Source organism: Martelella mangrovi, from assembly GCF_040545495.1.
Lineage (GTDB): Bacteria > Pseudomonadota > Alphaproteobacteria > Rhizobiales > Rhizobiaceae > Martelella > Martelella mangrovi.
On the sequence record NZ_JBEPLY010000005.1, the window covers coordinates 167,030 to 186,167 of the forward strand.

The window sequence follows — 19,138 nt, forward strand, 5'->3', positions numbered from 1 at the left end:
GTTCTAAGCGCTCAAATAATACTCCGCGCAAAATAATGCAAAGGCGCTTGCCTCAAAAAACTTGTCACGATGCATCATATTTTTGCGACGCGCCGCCATGTGTAGCCGCCGGAAGCGGTCGATGGCCGGGTCGCGGGCTGGTAGTGGCGGTTGACGGACGGAAGCCGCCCGGCTTTCAAACGCCGGATTGTCGTTTCGTTTTCCACGGTGAAACTGTCGAACCCGCAGCGCAGCATATAGACCAGCGGATCGATCAGCACATCGCCGACGGCCCGTATCTCGCCTTCATAGCCAAGCCGTTCGCGCAGCACCGTTGCCTGCGAAAACGCCCGTCCGTCATTGAAGGCCGGAAAGGTCAGCGCGATGATCTCGATCCGGTCGAGCAGGGGTGCGAGTGCGACCGGATCGTCGAAGGGACCGAGGACGACCCCTGCCCCTTCATTGCCGGCAAGTCCGTTTTCCACGACCTCCGCAAAGGGAACAAGCGCGCGTTCGCCCTCACCCGCCTTGCGGTCCTCGGTCTCTATTACCCAGGGATCGTTTTCAACAAAACCTGTTTCTTTCCAGATGGCGCTCATCGTCTGTTCCTCACGCGGCCTTGGCTTTTTCAGGGTAAAGCGCATCCTTGAAGGGTTGCATGCCAAGCCTGCGATACGCATCGATAAATGTTTCCGACTTGCTGCTTCTCAGGCTGAGATAGGTGTCGACGATGGTCTCGACTGCATCGGCAACCTTGTCCGGTTCGAAACCGCGGCCGATGATCTGCCCGATCGACGTATTCTCATCGCCCGATCCGCCAAGCGTGATCTGGTAGAGTTCGGCGCCCTTCTTCTCCACGCCCAGAAGCCCGATATGGCCGACATGGTGGTGGCCGCAGGCATTGATGCAGCCGGAAATCTTGATCTTGAGATCGCCGATTTCCGCCTGGCGCTCGGGATTGTCGAAACGCTCGGAAATCTGCTGGGCAACGGGGATCGACCGCGCATTGGCAAGCGCGCAGTAATCCAGCCCCGGACAGGCAATCATGTCGGTGATCAGACCGGCATTGCCGGTTTCCAGCCCGGCCTCCTTCAGGGCCGCGTAAACGGCCGGCAGGTCAGCGCGCGCCACATGCGGCAGGATCAGGTTCTGCTCGTGGCTGACGCGGATTTCATCGAAACCGTAGCGCTCTGCGATATCGGCAACCGCTTCCATCTGGCTGTCGGTGGCATCGCCCGGGATGCCGCCGATCGGCTTCAGCGAAATCGTGACCATGGCATAGTCGTTGCGCTTGTGCGCCGCGGTGTTGCGGGACAGCCAGTTGATATAGCCGGCGTCTGCCGTATCCGCCCGGTCACGCTCGCGCGCCGGCAGGTCCGGCAGGGCGAAATAGGAGCGGATTGCCGCAACATCGGCCTCCGGCAGGGCGAGTTCGCCATCCTGCTTCAAGGCTTCGAATTCGCGCTCGATATCGGCCTTCAACTCGTCGAGACCGGTTTCGTGCACGAGAATCTTGATCCGTGCCTTGTACTTGTTGTCGCGGCGGCCGTTCAGATTGTAGACGCGCAGGATTGCGGTCGTATAGGCCAGAAGGTCCTCTTCCGGCAGGAAGTCGCGCACCTTCTTGCCGATCATCGGCGTACGCCCCTGCCCGCCGCCGATAAAGACGGTAAAGCCGAGTTCGCCGGCTTCGTTCTTCTTCAGGTGAAGGCCGATATCGTGCACCTGGATCGCCGCCCGGTCGCGCTCGGCGCCGGTCACGGCAATCTTGAACTTGCGCGGCAGGAAGGAAAATTCCGGGTGCAGCGACGACCATTGCCGCAGGATTTCGGCATAGGGGCGCGGGTCGGCCACCTCGTCGGCGGCAGCGCCTGAGAAATGGTCGGCCGTCACATTGCGGATGCAGTTGCCCGATGTCTGGATCGCGTGCATCTCGACGCTGGCCAGATCCTCCAGAATGGCGGGGATGTCCGCAAGCTTCGGCCAGTTGTACTGGATGTTCTGGCGCGTGGTGAAGTGACCATATCCGCGGTCGTATTTGCGCGCGATATGGGCGAGCATGCGCATCTGCGCGGCATTCATCGTGCCGTAGGGCACGGCAACGCGCAGCATATAGGCGTGAAGCTGGAGATAGACGCCGTTCATCAGCCGCAGCGGCTTGAACTGGTCCTCGGTGATTTCGCCCGAAAGCCTGCGCTCCACCTGATCGGCGAACTGCGCAGTTCTCTGCTTTACGAAGTCATGGTCGAATTCGTCGTAGCGATACATCGGTCTCAGGCCTCCACGCGTTCGGGGCTGGCAAAGGAATAGCCGGCGGCATAGGGAATTGTCGGGCCTTCGGCGCGGATGCGTTCACGCAGGCGAACAGGCCATATCCGGCCGTCCGGGCGCTCCTCGACATCGATGATATCGACATCGACGATCATGTTGGCGGAGAAGTCGCGCTTCCCGATTTCGTCGAGGCTGTCGATTGCCGCGTCGTGGCGGGCGACCAGCGCGTGCTGCAGGTCTTCCGTCCAGCGGCCATTCGCATCGAGCCAGACAGCAATACCATCGGTCAGGCGATTGGCGGTCAGAACCTTAGCTGAGGTTTTCGCGGACATGAGCAGCTCCTGTCTTCGGGGTGAAGGCGGTGTTGTTGTTGAGCGCAAGCGCGCTCGACTGTTCGAGGCTGGCGCCGGCAACGGCGTCGCCGATGATGACCATGACCGGTCCGGTCAGGTCTTCGCGCGCCTCAAGGTCCGCCAGTTCGGAAAGGACGCCGTGAAACAACCGCCGGTTCTTGCGGCTGGCATTTTCAACGACGGCGATGGTGGTATCGGCGGGCACACCCGCCTCCTGCAACCGGGCGCCAAGCTTGGCGGCTACGGAACGGCCCATATAGACGGCAATGGTGGCACCCCGGACCGCAAGTGCGGCCCAGTCCGGCAAGGTTTCACCATTAAGGTCGTGGCCGGTCGTAAAAACCAGCGTGGAAGCAACGCCGCGCAAGGTCATCGGCAGGCCGAAATCGGCGGCAGCGGCGGAGGCCGACGTGATGCCGGGAACAACCTCATAGGAAACGCCCGCCGCGCGCAGCGCCGCCATTTCCTCGCCGGCGCGGCCGAAGATCAGCGGATCGCCGGATTTCAGCCGTACGACGCGCTTACCCTCTCTGGCAAGAGAGACCAGCAGGTCATTGATTTCGTTCTGGGACTTGGAGTGGCAATTCTTGCGCTTGCCGACGGCGATGCGTTCGGCATCCCGACGCCCCATATCGACAACAGCCTGCGGCACCAGCGCATCATGGGCAATCACGTCGGCTTCCATCAGCAGCCGGTGGGCGCGGATGGTCAGCAGGTCCTCAGCCCCCGGCCCGGCGCCCACGAGCGCCACATGGCCCGCAACGGACGAACCGTCGGCGATGATTTCATCAGCTAGACATTCGGCTTCAAGCAGCCTGCCCTTGTCGACGGCATTGGCAACGGAGCCGTTGAAGAACCGCGACCAGAAGGCCCGGCGGGCGGCGCCGCGCGGGATATTCACATCCACCTTGTCACGCAGGCGGTTGGCAAGGCGGGCGAGCGGCCCCAGCGAGCGCGGCAGAATGGTATCGATCTGCGCGCGGATCATCTGCGCCAGAACGGGCCCTGCCCCTTCCGTGCCGATGGCAACGGCGACCGGCGGACGGGCAACCAGGGCCGGCGTATAGAAATCGCAGTCATCCTTCTGGTCGACGGCATTGACGGGGATGGACAGCGCCCGCGCCGTTTCGGAAATCAGGTGGTCTTGCTCGGCTTCGCCGGTCGCGGCAAAGGCCAGAACCGAACCGTCCAGCTGTGCAGCCTCGAAACCGGCCCGGACCAGTGCGTAGCCGTTTTCCGCCAGATAGGCCGCATAGTCTTCAGCGGGATCATCCGCATAGGCTGTAATGGCGGCACTGGTTTTCGCCATCAGTCGCGTCTTGGCAAAGGCCTCTTCGCCATTGCCGAATATCGCAACCTTGCGGTTCTCGACCCGGAAAAAAGCCGGGAATGTTGTCAGCAGTTCGTCTTTCGCGACCATTGCGGGCAGTCCTTTCACGATTGCCCGAATAATCGCTTCGTTTGTCCGGCGATTGAAGAAACGAAAATGCGTCGTCTGTAAGCGGCGAAACATTTCATTCCTCAATTTTTCACCAATGGCAGTAAATTTGACCGGAACCGTATCCGCCGGCATTTGCGCTGATGGATGAATATGCCAATACTGCGATCAAAATTGGAAAAACGGGAACATGCTTCGTGCAAGACAGCAAACTGACGGACCGACTGCTCTCGGTCATCGAAAACGACATTCTGCCGCTTACCGAACGCGGCGTCGACAGCGGTAACAAGGTTTTCGGCGCGGCAATTCTGCGCAAATCCGACTTGTCGCTGGTGATTGCCGGGACGAATGACGAAACCACCAATCCGCTCTGGCATGGTGAGGTGAAGACGCTCAATCAGTTTTACGAACTGCCCTCCCCGCCGCCGACAAGCGAGCTTCTGTTTCTGTCGACGCATGAACCCTGCACCATGTGCATGTCCGCGATCACCTGGGCCGGTTTCGATAACTACTACTATTTCTTCAGCCATGAAGATTCCCGCGACAGTTTCGGCATTCCGCATGACCTGAAGATCATGAAGGAACTCTACGGGCTGGAACCCGGCGGCTATCGCCGCAGCAATGCGTTCTTCACCGCGCATTCCATTGTTCAGATGGCAGAGGACACCACCGGCCCCACGCACGAGCAGTTGATGAAGCGCATCGACGCGATCAGGCACCGCTATGCCCTTGCGTCGGACACCTACCAGTCGCATAAGAATGCAACCGGCATCCCGCTGGGCTGAGAAATCTTGTTCACATATACGGAGCCTGCCACCGTGGAACCGTCACGCGACATCGCTCGCCTTATCGAAATCATGGCCGCCTTGCGGGACCCCGAGACCGGCTGCCCGTGGGACGTCAAACAGGATTTCGCGTCGATCAAGCCCTACACCATCGAAGAAGCCTATGAAGTGGCCGACGCGATCGAGCGCAACGATTTTGATGACCTGTGCGACGAACTGGGGGACCTGCTGCTGCAGGTCGTGTTTCACGCCCGTATGGCGGAGGAACAGGGCCTGTTCAGCTTCGGCGATGTGGTTCATGCCATCACGGCCAAGATGGTTCGCCGTCACCCGCATGTCTTTGCCCGCAATGCGGCCGATACGCCCGAAGCGGTCAAGATCCAGTGGGACGAGATCAAGCGGCAGGAAAAGGCAGAACGCGCCGAACGACGGGCGAAAGCCGGGATCACAGAGGATTTCAAGGCCGGACATCTCGGCGGCGTCCAGCGCTCGTTCCCGGCGCTGACGGAAGCGCTCAAGCTTCAGGAACACGCCGCCCACGTCGGTTTCGACTGGTCCGAGCCAGAACCGATTCTCAACAAGTTCGAAGAGGAGATCGGCGAGTTGCGGCAGGCGCTTCAGTCAGGTGACAAGGCTGCGATTGCCGATGAACTCGGTGATCTCATCTTCGCCGCCGTCAATCTCGGCCGCCACACAAAGACCGATCCGGAACAAGCCCTGCGTGGAACAAATACGAAATTCCGACGCCGGTTCAATCACATAGAGAAGTCTCTTGAACAATCCGGTGAGACGCTGGATGCCGCGACCCTGGAACGCATGGAAGCGCTCTGGCAGGATGCCAAGGCGATCGAGCGAAAACTGGGATAGCCGTTGAGGGCCCTCCACCGTCGTTTTTTTTCGTCCTTCGCGTTTTCGCTGTTGACCTCGAGTGCACTCGAACACCTAACTTCGCCAGCGTCGTGACCAAAACACAGGACTGTCATGAAAATCGGTGAACTGGCGAAGCGTTCCGGATTGTCGGTCTATACGATCCGCTACTATGAAAAGATCGGCCTGCTTCCCGAAGCCGACAGAGACCGGTCGGGCCATCGTGACTATGATCCGTCGACGCTGATCTGGATTGAATTTCTCGGTCGTCTGAAGACAACGGGAATGCCGATCAGTCAGATGCTGCAATATGCAGCACTCAGACAACAGGGAGCAGTGACGCAAGACCAGCGCCGCCGCCTGCTCGAAGCGCATCGCGCCACAGTGCGCGCCCATGTGCTCGAACTTCAGTCCTGTCTTGCGGTTCTCGACACCAAGATAGCCGGTTACGCCGGCGGTGACGAACAGCAGGACAAGACAACCAATGAACAACCATCAATCCACTCCCGAACAAACCCGGCTTGAGCGGGGAAAGCATGCCCTTGCCGAAATCGACGGCGAGGCCGGGGAAAAGGTTATCGAAGCGCTGGCGGATATTGCGCCGGATTTCTCACGCTATCTTCTGGAGTTCGCCTTTGGCGACATCTACAGCCGCCCCGGCCTGGGTCTGCGTGAACGCGAAATCGCAACCATCGCCGCTCTAACGGCGCTCGGCAATGCAAGGCCACAGCTTGAGGTGCATATCGAGGCGGCCCTGAATGTCGGCGTGAGCAGGGATGAAATTACGGAAACGATCATGCAAATGGCGGTCTATGCCGGATTTCCTGCCGCCCTCAACGGGCTCTTTGCCGCCAAGGCGGTCTTTGCCGCGCGATCGCCGCTATAGCCGCGCCTATCCCGCCAGCATGCTTTCCAGCCGCTGCGCTTCCGGACCGGGCACGCGGATGTCGAGACTGACGGAGCCGTCCTCAAGGTCGCGTCGTTCATCGACAAGCGCGTGCTCGTAGATCCACGGCAGGATGTGCAACTGAGCCGGCGACAGCGTGATGGTGGTTTCGGTCAGAATGCCGGCAAGCCGGGCTGCGATCTGGTCCACCAGCGCATCGACGCCCTCGCCGGTAACGGCGGAAACGCCCATGACAGAGGCGTTGGCAGCCGCCCGGGCCATCAGCGCGTCATGCTCTTCAGTATCCAGCAGGTCCAGCTTGTTCCAGACTTCGATGATCTTCTCGTTCTGCGCCTTTTCGTCGATGCCGAGGTCGCCGAGAATGCGCAGAACATCGTCCGACTGGGCATCGCGCGCCGGATCGGACATGTCGCGGACATGCAGGATCAGATCGGCTTCCAGCACCTCTTCCAGCGTTGCGCGGAAGGCTGCGACCAGATGGGTCGGAAGGTCGGAAATGAAACCAACCGTATCGGACAGGATAACCGTGCGGCCATGCGGCAGCTTCATCCGCCGAAGCGTCGGGTCCAGCGTGGCAAACAGCATGTCCTCGGCCAGCACCCCTGCCCCGGTAATCCGGTTGAACAGCGTCGATTTGCCGGCATTGGTATAGCCGACGAGCGCAACGATCGGGTGCGGCACCTTCTTGCGCTTCGAACGGTGCAGCTGGCGGGTGCGCACGACCTGTTCCAGCTCGCGTTCGAGCTTGGTAATGCGCTCGCGCAGCATCCGGCGGTCGGCCTCGATCTGGGTTTCACCGGGACCGCCCATGAAGCCGCCGCCGCCACGCTGACGCTCAAGGTGGGTCCAGCTTCTGACAAGACGTCCGCGCTGATAATTGAGATGCGCCAGTTCGACCTGCAGCCGGCCTTCCTTGGTGGAGGCCCGCTCGCCGAAGATCTCGAGGATCAGGCCGGTACGGTCGATCACCTTGGCAACCCAGGCTTTTTCGAGATTGCGCTGCTGGACAGGCGACAGCGGGTGATCGACGATCACCAGGCCGATATCGCTGTTGTCGAGCAATTCGTCGATTTCCTGGATCTTGCCCGTGCCGATCAGTGTGGCCGGGCGCGGCTCGTTGACCGCGACAATCTCGGAGGCGACGACCTCCAGACCGATCGCGCCGGCAAGGCCGACTGCTTCCTGCAGACGGCTTTCGGGCGCGCGCGAAGAGGTTTCGCCATCACTGCCCCGTTGGGCCTTGATGACGGGCACAATAACGAGCGCCCGTGATGAATCGCGGTTCTCATATTCGCTTTCAGGAAAAAACGTATCGGGAATGGAAAATCACCGAATCAGGAAGCGTTGTCGTCGTTTTCAAACATCTGAACCGGCTGGCCGGGCATGATCGTCGAGATCGCATGCTTGTAAACCAGCTGGGAATGTCCGTCCCGACGCAGCAAAACGCAGAAATTGTCAAAAGATGTGACAACGCCCGTGAGCTTGACCCCATTGATCAGAAAAATCGTGAGAGAAATCTTCTGCTTACGGACAGTATTGAGGAAAAGGTCCTGCAAATTCTGAGAACGTTCCGCCATGGCGCCGCTTCTTTCTTTCTCTTGCCGGCCGAAAACCGGTGCCCACCTCATTGTAGTTGCCTTCGAAGAACGAGGGACAACCAGTCAATGACAGGTCGTAGCAAATTGGTAGCGCTTTCGCAACGACGAAAACCGATTGCCTGCAGCACGGCCGGTTGCAGGCCGATTTCACCTGTCAGAAATACTGAATTGAAACGCGGAAAAGCTGCTCCACATGGCGCACCGCCGATGCCGCAGCAAACAGAATGACCCTGTCATGCGGCTTGATCTTGAGGTCGCCGGTCGGGCGCAATGTCGTGTCACCGCGATAGACTGCGCCGATGCGAATTCCCTCCGGAAGGTCGAGGTCCCTGAACGGCGTTCCCACCAGCGGCGATGTCGTCAGGGCTTCCGCCTCGATCACTTCGGCCGCCCCCTTCTGCACCGCGTAGACCGAGCGGATACGGCCCTTGCGGACGTGCTGGAGCACGCGCGAGATCGTGACGGCGCGCGGATTGATATAGGCATCGATCCCGAGCGATTTGGTCACATCATGGAAGGACGGATTGTTCAAAAGCGCCAGATTGGACTTGCAGCCAAGCTGTTTGGCGATCACCGAGGCCAGAATATTGGTCTGGTCATTGTTCGTGAGCGCGACCATCAGATGCGCGTCGGGTACGTCCGCCTGGATCATGATGTTCTGGTCCAGCGCCGAGCCCTGAAGCACGATACCATGATGCAGTGCGTCGGAGACGGCGATGGCCTTTTCGCGGTCGAACTCGATCATCTTCAGCCGGGTTTTCGGCTGCAGTTCCTCGATCGATTTCGCGACGAAAAAGCCGATATTGCCACCGCCGGCAATCACGATCCGCCGGGCCTCCTGCTCTTCATGCCCGAACAGCGCCAGCGTGCGGCGGATATGCTCCTGTTCGCAGACGACATAGACCAGATCGCCGGCCACGACCTGATCCGTCGAATGCGGAATGATCACTTCCTCGTTCCGGTAAATGCCGGTTACCGTCGCGTTGAGATCGGGAAACAGCTGGCTCAGCTGCATCAGCGGCGTGTTGAGAACCGGGCAGTCGTCATTGCACTCGACGGCCAGCATGGCGATCTTTTCGTCGGCAAAGCGGACGATATCGGTCGCGCCCGGAAAGGAAATGCGCCGGAGGACCATCTTGCCGACCTCGACTTCCGGCGAGATCGTCACATCGATCGGCATATGATCGCGCGAAAACAGATCGGAATAGTGCGAATGCAGGTAGCTCTGGGAGCGTATGCGGGCGATCTTGGTCGGCACGTTGAACAGCGAATGGGCGACCTGACAAGCCACCATGTTGATTTCGTCGTGCAGCGTGACGGCAATGATCATGTCCGCCTGATCGGCGCCCGCCTTGGCCAGCACATCCGGATGGGCGCCGTGGCCGACATAGCCGCGCACATCGAGCAATTCGGTAATGGCCGTAATCAGCGAGGCCGAAGTGTCGATAACGGAAACGTCGTTATATTCCTGGGAAAGACGCTCGGCGATGCCGAAGCCGACCTGGCCCGCACCGCAAATAATGATTTTCATCAGAACCCCTCTGGGGTTTTAAGATTCTGGTGGTTCAGCTGGCCGCAATCTGCCCGGTTTTGCATCAAATGCCAAGGGACTTCAGTTTGCGATGCAGAGCCGAGCGCTCCATTCCGACGAATTCTGCCGTACGCGAGATATTACCGCCGAAACGGTTGATCTGCGCCATCAGGTAATCGCGCTCGAAACGTTCGCGCGCCTCGCGCAGCGGCAGCGTCATGATGTGGGCGTCGCCCGAGGTCTGGATTTGCGGCAGCACGTCGGAGAGATCGGCCGGCAGCAGGTCTGCGCCGATCGGCTGGCCGGCATCCTCCTCCCGCGACAGGATCAGCAGCCGTTCCAGATTGTTGCGCAACTGGCGGATATTGCCCGGCCAGTCATGCGCCTGCAGGATAGCCATGGCATCATCGCCGATCTGCCGCTGGCGGATTCCCGCCTGCTCACAGAGCTGGCGCATGATGAAATCGGCCAGGAACGGAATATCCTCACGCCGCTCGGCAAGGCCGGGAATGACAACCGGCACGACCGCCAGACGGTGAAACAGGTCCTGACGGAACAGGCCTTCTTCGATGCGCGATTTCAGATCGAGTGCTGTCGACGACAATATCCTGACATCAACGCTCACCCGTCGGCTGCCGCCGACACGTTCAAACTGCTGGTCGACCAGCACGCGCAGGATTTTTTTCTGGGTTTCCGGCGGCATTTCGCCGATTTCATCCAGATAGAGCGTGCCGCGATGCGCGCGTTCCAGCGCCCCGGTCTTGCGGGTGCGCCCACCACCCGCCTCGACGCCGAACAGCTCGGTCTCCATGTTTTCCGGCGTGATGGCCGCTGCATTCAGCGCCACGAACGGCGCCTGCGCCCGCAGGCTTTTCTTGTGCATCAGCCGCGCAACCACCTCCTTGCCGGAGCCGGAGCCGCCGAAAATCATGACGCGGCTGTTGGTCGGGCCGACTTTCTCGACGGTCTGTCGCAACTGCGAAACCAGAAGCGACGAACCGACGAGTTCGTCCGGGTCGCCGCTCTTGCGCTTCAACTCCTGAACTTCCGATTTCAGCCGCGAATTTTCCAGCGCCCGCTCGGCGATCAGCACCAGACGGTCGGCCTTGAACGGCTTCTCGATAAAATCGAAGGCGCCGCGCTTGATCGATGACACCGCGGTTTCGATATTGCCGTGGCCCGAAATCATTACCACCGGAATATCCGGGTAGCGCTGCTTGATCTCTTCCAGAAGCGCCAGGCCGTCAAGCCGGCTGCCCTGCATCCAGATATCGAGAAAAATCAGACGCGGCACGCGGTCGTTGATCGCAGCCAGCGCACTGTCGCTGTCATGTGCGACGCGGGTTTCATGCCCTTCATCGGAAAGGATGCCCGAGACGATATCACGAATATCCGCCTCATCATCGACGACGAGAATATCAGAGGCCATCTTGTTCTTCCTTGTCTGTTTCCTCGCGCGTGCGTTCACTGTCATGAACATGCGGCAGTTCAACGCGGATCATCGCTCCCCGTCCCCCGGCAAAATCCTGGGGAGCGTCATGCAATTCCAGCTTGCCGCCATGTTCCTCGATGATCTTGCGAACGATCGCGAGGCCAAGCCCGGTGCCTTTTTCGCGCATCGTAATATACGGTTCAAGGATCATGTGCCGATTTTCGACAGGCAGCCCCTTGCCGTTGTCGATAAAGTCGATGACGTAACGGTCCCTCTGTTTGTCGAAACCGGCGCGCACGAGGATTTTCCGCTCTCCGTATATTTCACTTTCTGGAACGTTTTCAATCGCCTCTACGGCATTCTTGATAATATTCCCGAAGGCCTGACCAAGCATCCGGTCATCAAAGAAGCCTTCAAGCGGTTCATCGCCCAGTTCACGCAGGAAGGTGATGTCGGTGCGGCCCATCTCCAGCAGGAACACCGCGTCAGACAGAATCTGACGCAGGTCACCGGCGGATTTCGACGGTTTGGGCATGCGCGCAAAAGATGAAAACTCATCAACCATCCGCCCGATATCGCCCACCTGACGGACGATTGTATCGGTACACTGGTCGAAGACCTTGCGGTCTTCCTCATTGTCGATCTTGCGGCCGAAGCGCCGCTTGATGCGTTCGGCGGAAAGCTGGATCGGCGTCAGCGGGTTCTTGATCTCGTGAGCAATCCGGCGCGCGACATCGGCCCAGGCCGTCGAACGCTGGGCGATGATCAGATCGGTAATGTCATCAAGGGTGATGACATAGGAATTCGAAGCGTTGCGGGAATCCTCACGGGTCACCTGTACGGAGAGCGTGCGTTCCTTGCCAAGGCGGAAAAGATTGATCTGCCGGCGGAAATTCTGCCGGCGGCGGCGCATGGCCGCTGTCATCACCATGTCGATCTCGGGGGAGAGATCAGCAAGCTTGCGGCCGATCAGTTCTTCGCTCCTGGCGGCAAGAAGCTGTTCGGCGGAAATATTGACGATGGTGATCGTGCGGCTTTCATCGACGCCGATCACGGCTGCGGTAACACCGGACAGCACAGCCTCGATGAAGCGCCGTCGGTCATCAACCTCGTCCTTGGCCACCAGGATTTCACGCTGCTGAACGCGGATTTCCGAGATCATCTTGTTGAAGGTGCTGGAAAGTCTGCCGACATCGCCATCGATGGTGCGAACGGGAACAACAACCTTCATGTCGCCCGAGGCCACCTGGTCGGCAGCACCAATCAGCAGCCGGATCGGCAGAACGATACGGTCTGCAACGGCGATACCGGTCCAGATCGCGGCCAGCAGCACGATCAGCGCAAAGCCGAGATAGAGCACCGCAAAGGCCACCTGAATTGAAAAACGCCCCTCCTCCATCGCCGAATATTCGGAGACATTGTCCTCGATCATCCGCATCGCGCCCATGACATTGGGATCAACGGCACGGACGGTATAGAGCAGGCTGTTCGGAATGGCCTCAAGCGCGATGATTGCGCCCACAAGATTGGTATCACCCGGCGGAATCAGCGTTGGCGTGCCGGCAGCGGCCTTTTCAAGCGCATCATCGGGAATGTCGGGCAGCACGGTTTCGTCGCCTAGATCGGCCTGAACGACAACACTGCCGTCGTCCTGCATCAGGAAGGCGCCGAGCATTCCGCGCCCGCGCGCCTGACGGGTCATGAGGTCGGCAAAGCCGGTCCGGTCCAGAAAATAGAGCGAGCGGTTGCGCTCCAGGTCGTTGCCCATGGAGAGCGTCTGGCCCTGCAGATAGCTGGCATTCTCCATCATGTAGGCCTGAGCGACATTCAACGAGGACTGCACGATCGACTGGGTTCGGAGCGCAAACCAGCGATCAAGGCCGGCATTGAGCGTCAGTGTGGCAAAGATCGCCACCACGATCGCCGGCGTCACCGCCACAATCGAGAAAAGCGCAACGATCCTGATATGCAGCTGGGCGGCCGCACGGCCGCGCCTGCGGGCCTTCAGCAGGGTGAGAACCTCCCGGCCGATCAGAAAGATCATCGCAAGAACGAAGAGCGAGTTGGCAGCCACAAGCCCGGCAACGACATGGCCGGTCGGCTTTATCGGCGTCAGCCCCAGAAGAATGAAAAGCGACAGGAAGGCGGTCAGCAACGCGCCGACGACGAGGAACATGCCCGGCGATTTCAAAATGGCCCGTGCGCTGCCGCGCCCATGGGCTGAATCGCCGCTGGTCGCGCCATCATCCTCGACCTGCGCGTGAAAACTGCTTTGTGTCTCGCTGCCGTCTGCTGTCATGCCACCGTTCTCAAACGCCCTCCCGCCCTCATCGGCGAGAACGCTCAAGGACACGCGCGGTAAAGGTGAGCGCAATCACCGCGATTCCATCCTATGGTGAGGATATGCAACAGATTGTGGCACAAATGCAACGGAAAGCTGCCAGTCCCCTGTCAATCCGGGCAAAATCAGGATGCAGAGCGCGAGCTGCGGTAGACCGAAACACCCAGCTCACGGATTTTCTTGCGCAACGTGTTGCGGTTGAGGCCGAGCAGGTCCGCCGCGCGGATCTGGTTGCCGCGCGTGGCCGTGAGTGCCGCCAGGATAAGCGGGTATTCGACCTCGTTCAAAACCCGCTCGTAAAGGCCGGAGGGCGGAAGGCTTTCGCCGAAACTGGCGAAATAGGTGCGCATGTTCTCCTCGACGGCCTGGGCGATGGTCGGCATGCCGCTGCGCACCTGTGCGCCCTCGGCAGGCGCTTCCGGCTGATCGGCCTGCAGCTCCTGCTCGACGATCTCACGGGTGATGACGTCCTGCGGATAGAGCGCCATCAGCCGGCGCACGAGGTTTTCCAGCTCGCGCACATTGCCGGGCCACGGATAGGTCTTCATGGCGTCGATGGCGGCCTGTTCGAACCGTTTGCCGCCAAGCCCTTCGACTTCGCCTTCATTGATGAAATGGCGGACAAGGTCACCGATATCCTCGGCACGCTCGCGCAGCGGCGGCAGTCTGAGCGGCACCACATTGAGGCGATAATAGAGGTCCTCGCGGAACTGGCCCTGATGGATCGACTGTTTGAGGTCCTTGTTGGTGGCGGCAACGATGCGCACATCTGTGCGGATCGGCGTGCGTCCACCCACCGTGGTGTACTCCCCCTGCTGGAGAACGCGCAAAAGCCGCGTCTGCGCATCCATCGGCATGTCGCCGATTTCATCCAGAAACAGCGTGCCGCCCTCGGCCTGTTCGAAACGGCCGGAGGACCGGGTCTGAGCGCCGGTGAACGCGCCTTTTTCGTGGCCGAACAATTCCGATTCGATCAGATCACGCGGGATCGCCGCCATGTTGATGGCAACGAACGGACCGTTTCGGCGCTTGCCGTAATCGTGCAGCGCACGCGCCACCAGCTCCTTGCCGGTGCCTGATTCACCCGTGATCATCAGCGTCAGGTCGGTCTGCATCAAACGCGCCAGAACCCGGTAGATTTCCTGCATGGCAGCCGACCGGCCGACGAGCGGCATACCGTCTTGCATGTCGTCGCCAAGCGGCGCCGGCTTGCGTTTCGGTTCGGACAACGCCCGGCCGACAATGGCGATCAGCTCGGTCAGATCGAACGGTTTGGGCAGGTAATCATAAGCGCCCTTTTCCGATGCCCGCACCGCCGTCATGAAGGTGTTCTGCGCGCTCATCACGATCACCGGCAGTTCGGGCCGTGATTTCTTGATGCGCGGCAGCAGGTCGAACGCATTTTCGTCCGGCATGACCACGTCGGTGAGCACCAGATCGCCCTCGCCCGAGGACACCCAGCGCCACAAGGTTGCGGCATTCGAGGTGATCCGGACATCGTAACCGGCACGGCTCAGCGCCTGGTTCAGCACCGTACGGATGGCTGCGTCATCATCTGCGACAAGTATCGTGGCTGTCATCTATTCAATTTCCATTTTCGGGTTGGCCTGCTCCTGCAGGACATCCTTGGAGACGGGCATCAGGATCCGGAATGTCGTGCGACCTTTCATGTTCTCGCATTCGATGATCCCGCCATGCGCGCCGATGATCTTGGCAACCAGGGCAAGCCCCAGTCCCGTACCGTTCGGTTTGGTGGTGATGAAAGGATCGAACAAATGCGGCATAAGATCGGGCGGAACGCCCGGTCCGTTATCCTGAACGCAAAATTCCAGCGGCAGCGAGATCTTTTCGCGGGTTCCCGCCACCGACATACGGATGCCGGGCCGGTAGGCCGATGTCAGGATGATCTCGCCATCCGGCTTGTCGGCGACCGCTTCCGTTGCATTCTTGACCAGGTTGAGGAACACCTGAACCATCTGGTCGCGATTGGCAAAAACCTGCGGCAGGGACGGGTCATATTCCTCGATGATCTTGATATCGCGCGCAAAACCGGCTTTTGCCACCGCCTTCACGTGGTCGAGCACCGAATGGATGTTGAGCGGCACGCGGTCGATCGTCCGTTCGTCGGAAAACACTTCCATACGGTCCACCAGCGAGACGATCCGGTCGGATTCATCGCAGATCAGACGGGTCAGCGCCCTGTCATCGTCACTGGCGTTGGTCTCAAGCAACTGGGCCGCACCGCGAATGCCGGAAAGCGGGTTCTTGATTTCATGCGCCAGCATCGAGGCAAGCCCCGTGACCGAGCGCGCCGCCGCGCGATGCACAAGCTGGCGATCGATCTTGTCAGCCATGGAACGCACCTGGAAAACCAGGACCACGGAGCCCTCCTCTCCCACCGGCGCGACATAGATATCCACCAGCTTGTCCTGGCCAAGACGCGGCGAGGACAGATCAACGCGGTATTCATTGACCGGCGCGCGGCGTTCGCGCACCTGCTCGATCTGGGCCAGCAAGGGGCTGTCGAAGGGGATGAAATCGGTCAGTGCCTTGCGCGCCAGATGGGCCGCACTTGCACCGAAAAACACCTCGGCTTCCCAGTTCGTATAGGAAATCCGGCCGTCTTTCTCGATCAGCACGACGGGATTCTGAATCGCGTTCAGCACTTCGAGAGCGACCATTTCGGCAGCCTTGCGCATACCGCCATCGGTGGTGGTCATGCGGCTTTCCTTTCCTCGCTCGCGTGCGTCAGCAGGGCATCCAGCCGGGCGATAACGCGATCCGGATTTGTTTCGGTCATGATCTGGGTTCTTTCAGCGGCATCGATACCGGGCACAAGCCGGCCGATATACCATCCAAGATGTTTGCGGGCGTGGCGTACGCCGACCTCGGTTCCGTAAAATGACAGCATTTTGCGATAATGTTCCAGTGCTATTCCCGCCTTGACGGCCTGTGGCAGGTCCGGCGCGCCGGCCAGGAAACCTGCGTGCCATGGCCGTCCCTGGCAGCCGCGGCCCGTCATCACCGCCGTGATGCCATTGCGCGACAGCAGATTGTCTACATCCTCGCGGGTTTCGATATCGCCATTGGCGATGAAAGGTATGCTGACGACGTCGGCGACAGCAGCCACGGCATCCCAGTCGGCACTGCCTTTGTAAAACTGCATGCGGGTCCGGCCATGCACCGTGATAGCCTGAACGCCGGCATCTTGCGCGCGGGCGGCAAGCTCGCGGGCATTCATGCTTTCATGATCCCAGCCAAGCCGCATCTTGACCGTGACCGGCACATCGACGGCGGCAACGGTGGCCTCGATAATGGCAAGCGCCCGCTCCGGCTCGCGCATCAGCGCCGAACCGGTATAGCCGCCGACAACCTTTTTTGCCGGGCAGCCCATATTGATATCGACGATATCGGCGCCATTGGCCTCGGCGATACGGGCAGCCTCCGCCATGAAGGCGGGGTCGCGACCGGCAAGCTGCACCACATGGGGCTTGAGCCCCGCGCCCTTCAGGCGTACCCAGCTTTCGGCGGTATTGAATGTCAGCTCGCGGCTTGCGATCATTTCGGTCACGACAAGGCCCGCGCCATGGCAGAAGGCGAGTTCCCTGAACGGCAGATCGGTAACGCCGGACATCGGTGCCAGAATGACGCGATTGCGAACCCGGACGTTGCCAATCTCAAAGGAATCCGATGGATTATTGCGAAGCAAATGGCTATCTTTCATGCAGCACATCATTTTGCCCTATTTTTAGACAAGCCGTGGCCGTTTGCCAAGCGATTTCGCTAATACTTCACAAAAATTAGGCATATGCTGGAAAATTGGCGCAATCCGGGTAAGTTCGCGCCAACTGGAATCAACAGACAGGTACATATCTGATCATGGCAGCAGGCAAAAGCTTCAATCCCGGTGTTGTCGTGGTTGCCGCAGGCCGAGGGGAAAGGGCCGGCGTTCCCGAAGAAGGCCCGAAGCAATACCGCCCTATCGGCGGCATGCCCGTGATTTCCCACACCCTGTCGGGCTTTGTCGAATGGGCCGGCGCAAGCGCGGGTATCGTCGTGGTTATTCACCCGGATGACGAGGCGCTTTTCCGTGACGCTCTGTCGCATGTGCGGCAGGCCGATGGCATTCAGTTCGTGTATGGCGGCGACACCCGCCAGCAATCTGTCCTGAACGGGCTTGAGGCACTGGAGCGGGCCAATCCCAGCCACGTGCTGATCCACGACGCTGTGCGGCCCTTTTTCGACGCACCGCTGATCGAGCGGATCTGCGCGGCGTTGAAGGCCGGCGACAATGCCGTTTTGCCGGCGATTGCCGTGGCCGACACGCTGAAGCAGGCCGATGCGCATCACATGGTGGCCGGAACCGTGCCGCGGGCCGGGCTTTTCGCCGCGCAGACCCCGCAGGCCTTCGATTTTGCCGTCATTTTCGACGCGCACCGCCGGGCCGCTGCCGAACAGCGTTTCGATTTTACCGATGACGCCGGCATCGCCGAATGGGCCGGTCTTGGCGTACGGCTTGTCGACGGACTTGCCGACAATGTGAAACTGACCTTCCGGAGAGACCTCGCCATGGCAGACGAAAAGCTTTCCCAGAACCTGATTGCCGATATCCGCACCGGAAACGGCTATGACGTGCACAAGCTGGTGCCCGGCGACGGGGTGACGCTTTGCGGCGTGCGCATTCCCCATGACATGACGCTTTCCGGCCATTCCGATGCCGATGTCGCCTTCCACGCCCTGACGGACGCCCTGCTCGCGACCTGCGGCGAAGGCGATATTGGCGATCATTTCCCGCCGTCCGATCCGCAATGGAAGGGAGCGGCGTCCAACATCTTTCTGGCACATGCCGCAAAGATCGTGCGGGACAAGGGCGGCGTCATCCTCAATGCCGATGTCAGCCTGATCGCGGAGGCGCCGAAGGTCGGCCCGCATCGCAATGAAATGCGGCAGAAAATCGCAGATTGCCTTGGCATCGATCTGGCGCGGTGCTCGGTCAAGGCCACGACAAACGAAACCATCGGCTTCGTCGGCCGTGGCGAGGGGATCGCCGCGATTGCCACGGCGAGCGTCAGTTACGGAAACATGCGATGATCAACGCGGATATCGAAGAACGGGCCCGGCTTCTCGTCGACCATTGCACCAGAGCCGGCAAGACCATTGCCACCGCCGAAAGCTGCACCGGCGGAATGATTGTCAGTGCGCTGACCGATATCGCCGGCTCCTCCGCGGTCGTCGACCGGGGCTATATCACCTATTCCAACCAGGCGAAGATGGACATGCTCGGGGTCAGCGCCGAAACGCTGGCAACGGTCGGTGCGGTCTCACGCGAAACCGCGCTGCAGATGTCGGCCGGGGCACTCTGGCGATCGGGCGCCGACCTGGCCGTCGCCGTGACCGGCATCGCCGGTCCTTCCGGCGGAACGCCCGAAAAGCCTGTCGGCCTCGTCCATCTTGCAGCGCGTGACCGCAAGGGACGCCTCCACCATATCGAAAGCCGCTATGGCGACATCGGCCGCGACGGCATCCGCATTGCCACGGTGCAGACCGCGCTTGGCATGCTCGAAGGCCTGATTCAGTCGTAATACCCTCGCCGTAGTGATGGCTACGACTTTCGCCTAGCCACTTTCAAAATCGTT

At 60.3% G+C, this 19,138-nt stretch carries 18 protein-coding genes; 6 read left to right on the forward strand and 12 right to left on the reverse strand.

All coding sequences use genetic code 11. The annotated features are described in order from the left end of the window. Nucleotides 1–74 precede the first annotated feature (74 nt). The 4 genes from ABID12_RS09690 to cysG are packed head-to-tail and all read right to left on the reverse strand — an operon-like array spanning nucleotide 75 to nucleotide 4,023. Nucleotides 75–578, reverse strand: a complete 504-nt coding sequence (locus ABID12_RS09690; protein ID WP_319520038.1) for a DUF934 domain-containing protein — start codon at nucleotides 576–578, stop codon at nucleotides 75–77. Between the two features lie 10 nt (nucleotides 579–588). Further along, a complete protein-coding gene (locus ABID12_RS09695) occupies nucleotides 589–2,247 on the reverse strand; it encodes a nitrite/sulfite reductase (protein WP_354434047.1) in 1,659 nt (552 codons plus the stop codon). Between the two features lie 5 nt (nucleotides 2,248–2,252). Beyond that, nucleotides 2,253–2,582, reverse strand: coding sequence for a DUF2849 domain-containing protein (locus tag ABID12_RS09700; RefSeq protein WP_319520040.1), 330 nt, complete (start codon nucleotides 2,580–2,582; stop codon nucleotides 2,253–2,255). Next, nucleotides 2,560–4,023: a siroheme synthase CysG gene (gene cysG, locus ABID12_RS09705; protein ID WP_354434048.1), complete on the reverse strand. Its 1,464-nt coding sequence runs from the start codon at nucleotides 4,021–4,023 to the stop codon at nucleotides 2,560–2,562. The genes ABID12_RS09700 and cysG overlap by 23 nt, the downstream gene beginning before the upstream one ends. A 161-nt stretch (nucleotides 4,024–4,184) precedes the next feature. On the opposite strand from cysG, the gene ABID12_RS09710 reads away from it, so the two are divergent. The 4 genes from ABID12_RS09710 (at nucleotide 4,185) to ABID12_RS09725 (ending at nucleotide 6,579) form a co-directional block, all read left to right on the forward strand. Continuing rightward, nucleotides 4,185–4,826 carry a nucleoside deaminase gene (locus ABID12_RS09710; protein WP_354434049.1) on the forward strand — a complete coding sequence of 214 codons (642 nt, stop codon included), beginning with the start codon at nucleotides 4,185–4,187 and terminating at the stop codon, nucleotides 4,824–4,826. Between the two features lie 33 nt (nucleotides 4,827–4,859). Further along, nucleotides 4,860–5,693, forward strand: coding sequence for a nucleoside triphosphate pyrophosphohydrolase (gene mazG, locus ABID12_RS09715; RefSeq protein ID WP_354434050.1), 834 nt, complete (start codon nucleotides 4,860–4,862; stop codon nucleotides 5,691–5,693). Between the two features lie 114 nt (nucleotides 5,694–5,807). Next, nucleotides 5,808–6,218, forward strand: a complete 411-nt coding sequence (locus ABID12_RS09720; RefSeq protein ID WP_354434051.1) for a MerR family transcriptional regulator — start codon at nucleotides 5,808–5,810, stop codon at nucleotides 6,216–6,218. Continuing rightward, nucleotides 6,178–6,579 carry a carboxymuconolactone decarboxylase family protein gene (locus ABID12_RS09725; protein ID WP_354434052.1) on the forward strand — a complete coding sequence of 134 codons (402 nt, stop codon included), beginning with the start codon at nucleotides 6,178–6,180 and terminating at the stop codon, nucleotides 6,577–6,579. The genes ABID12_RS09720 and ABID12_RS09725 overlap by 41 nt, the downstream gene beginning before the upstream one ends. Nucleotides 6,580–6,585: 6 nt before the next feature. Here the strand turns inward: ABID12_RS09725 and hflX are convergent, their stop codons facing one another. The 8 genes from hflX to dusB all read right to left on the reverse strand — a co-directional run bounded on the left by hflX (nucleotide 6,586) and on the right by dusB (nucleotide 17,235). Continuing rightward, nucleotides 6,586–7,857: a GTPase HflX gene (hflX, locus tag ABID12_RS09730; protein WP_494337877.1), complete on the reverse strand. Its 1,272-nt coding sequence runs from the start codon at nucleotides 7,855–7,857 to the stop codon at nucleotides 6,586–6,588. 77 nt (nucleotides 7,858–7,934) lie between these two features. Then, nucleotides 7,935–8,177, reverse strand: a complete 243-nt coding sequence (gene hfq / locus ABID12_RS09735; protein ID WP_024706884.1) for an RNA chaperone Hfq — start codon at nucleotides 8,175–8,177, stop codon at nucleotides 7,935–7,937. Nucleotides 8,178–8,352: 175 nt separating this feature from the next. After that, a complete protein-coding gene (trkA, locus tag ABID12_RS09740) occupies nucleotides 8,353–9,729 on the reverse strand; it encodes a Trk system potassium transporter TrkA (RefSeq protein ID WP_106305363.1) in 1,377 nt (458 codons plus the stop codon). Nucleotides 9,730–9,793: 64 nt separating this feature from the next. Beyond that, nucleotides 9,794–11,158: a nitrogen assimilation response regulator NtrX gene (ntrX, locus tag ABID12_RS09745; protein ID WP_106305366.1), complete on the reverse strand. Its 1,365-nt coding sequence runs from the start codon at nucleotides 11,156–11,158 to the stop codon at nucleotides 9,794–9,796. Further along, nucleotides 11,148–13,460 carry a sensor histidine kinase NtrY-like gene (locus ABID12_RS09750; protein WP_354434053.1) on the reverse strand — a complete coding sequence of 771 codons (2,313 nt, stop codon included), beginning with the start codon at nucleotides 13,458–13,460 and terminating at the stop codon, nucleotides 11,148–11,150. Before ABID12_RS09750 ends, ntrX begins: the two co-directional genes overlap by 11 nt. Nucleotides 13,461–13,627: 167 nt before the next feature. Further along, on the reverse strand, nucleotides 13,628–15,082 hold the full coding sequence (gene ntrC, locus ABID12_RS09755) for a nitrogen regulation protein NR(I) (protein WP_106305371.1): 1,455 nt from the start codon (nucleotides 15,080–15,082) through the stop codon (nucleotides 13,628–13,630). Then, nucleotides 15,083–16,222: a two-component system sensor histidine kinase NtrB gene (locus tag ABID12_RS09760; RefSeq protein WP_319520047.1), complete on the reverse strand. Its 1,140-nt coding sequence runs from the start codon at nucleotides 16,220–16,222 to the stop codon at nucleotides 15,083–15,085. Further along, a complete protein-coding gene (gene dusB, locus ABID12_RS09765) occupies nucleotides 16,219–17,235 on the reverse strand; it encodes a tRNA dihydrouridine synthase DusB (protein WP_354434054.1) in 1,017 nt (338 codons plus the stop codon). The genes ABID12_RS09760 and dusB overlap by 4 nt, the downstream gene beginning before the upstream one ends. 146 nt (nucleotides 17,236–17,381) lie before the next feature. On the opposite strand from dusB, the gene ABID12_RS09770 reads away from it, so the two are divergent. Continuing rightward, complete coding sequence (locus tag ABID12_RS09770; RefSeq protein ID WP_354434055.1) at nucleotides 17,382–18,593, forward strand: bifunctional 2-C-methyl-D-erythritol 4-phosphate cytidylyltransferase/2-C-methyl-D-erythritol 2,4-cyclodiphosphate synthase; 1,212 nt, start codon at nucleotides 17,382–17,384, stop codon at nucleotides 18,591–18,593. Then, entirely contained in the window at nucleotides 18,590–19,084 is a 495-nt protein-coding gene (locus tag ABID12_RS09775; RefSeq protein ID WP_354434056.1) for a CinA family protein, read from the forward strand. Before ABID12_RS09770 ends, ABID12_RS09775 begins: the two co-directional genes overlap by 4 nt. Nucleotides 19,085–19,138: the final 54 nt, after the last annotated feature.

Bases quoted from the DNA above. Each gene is read 5' to 3' on its own strand.
- ntrX (WP_106305366.1), bottom strand. From the start codon at position 11,158: ATGGCCTCTGATATTCTCGTCGTCGATGATGAGGCGGATATTCGTGAT.
- trkA (WP_106305363.1), bottom strand. From the start codon at position 9,729: ATGAAAATCATTATTTGCGGTGCGGGCCAGGTCGGCTTCGGCATCGCC.
- ABID12_RS09770 (WP_354434055.1), top strand. From the start codon at position 17,382: ATGGCAGCAGGCAAAAGCTTCAATCCCGGTGTTGTCGTGGTTGCCGCA.
- dusB (WP_354434054.1), bottom strand. From the start codon at position 17,235: ATGTGCTGCATGAAAGATAGCCATTTGCTTCGCAATAATCCATCGGAT.
- ntrC (WP_106305371.1), bottom strand. From the start codon at position 15,082: ATGACAGCCACGATACTTGTCGCAGATGATGACGCAGCCATCCGTACG.
- ABID12_RS09775 (WP_354434056.1), top strand. From the start codon at position 18,590: ATGATCAACGCGGATATCGAAGAACGGGCCCGGCTTCTCGTCGACCAT.
- ABID12_RS09725 (WP_354434052.1), top strand. From the start codon at position 6,178: ATGAACAACCATCAATCCACTCCCGAACAAACCCGGCTTGAGCGGGGA.
- ABID12_RS09700 (WP_319520040.1), bottom strand. From the start codon at position 2,582: ATGTCCGCGAAAACCTCAGCTAAGGTTCTGACCGCCAATCGCCTGACC.
- ABID12_RS09690 (WP_319520038.1), bottom strand. From the start codon at position 578: ATGAGCGCCATCTGGAAAGAAACAGGTTTTGTTGAAAACGATCCCTGG.
- hfq (WP_024706884.1), bottom strand. From the start codon at position 8,177: ATGGCGGAACGTTCTCAGAATTTGCAGGACCTTTTCCTCAATACTGTC.
- ABID12_RS09710 (WP_354434049.1), top strand. From the start codon at position 4,185: ATGGATGAATATGCCAATACTGCGATCAAAATTGGAAAAACGGGAACA.
- ABID12_RS09720 (WP_354434051.1), top strand. From the start codon at position 5,808: ATGAAAATCGGTGAACTGGCGAAGCGTTCCGGATTGTCGGTCTATACG.
- ABID12_RS09695 (WP_354434047.1), bottom strand. From the start codon at position 2,247: ATGTATCGCTACGACGAATTCGACCATGACTTCGTAAAGCAGAGAACT.
- ABID12_RS09750 (WP_354434053.1), bottom strand. From the start codon at position 13,460: ATGACAGCAGACGGCAGCGAGACACAAAGCAGTTTTCACGCGCAGGTC.
- cysG (WP_354434048.1), bottom strand. From the start codon at position 4,023: ATGGTCGCGAAAGACGAACTGCTGACAACATTCCCGGCTTTTTTCCGG.
- ABID12_RS09760 (WP_319520047.1), bottom strand. From the start codon at position 16,222: ATGACCACCACCGATGGCGGTATGCGCAAGGCTGCCGAAATGGTCGCT.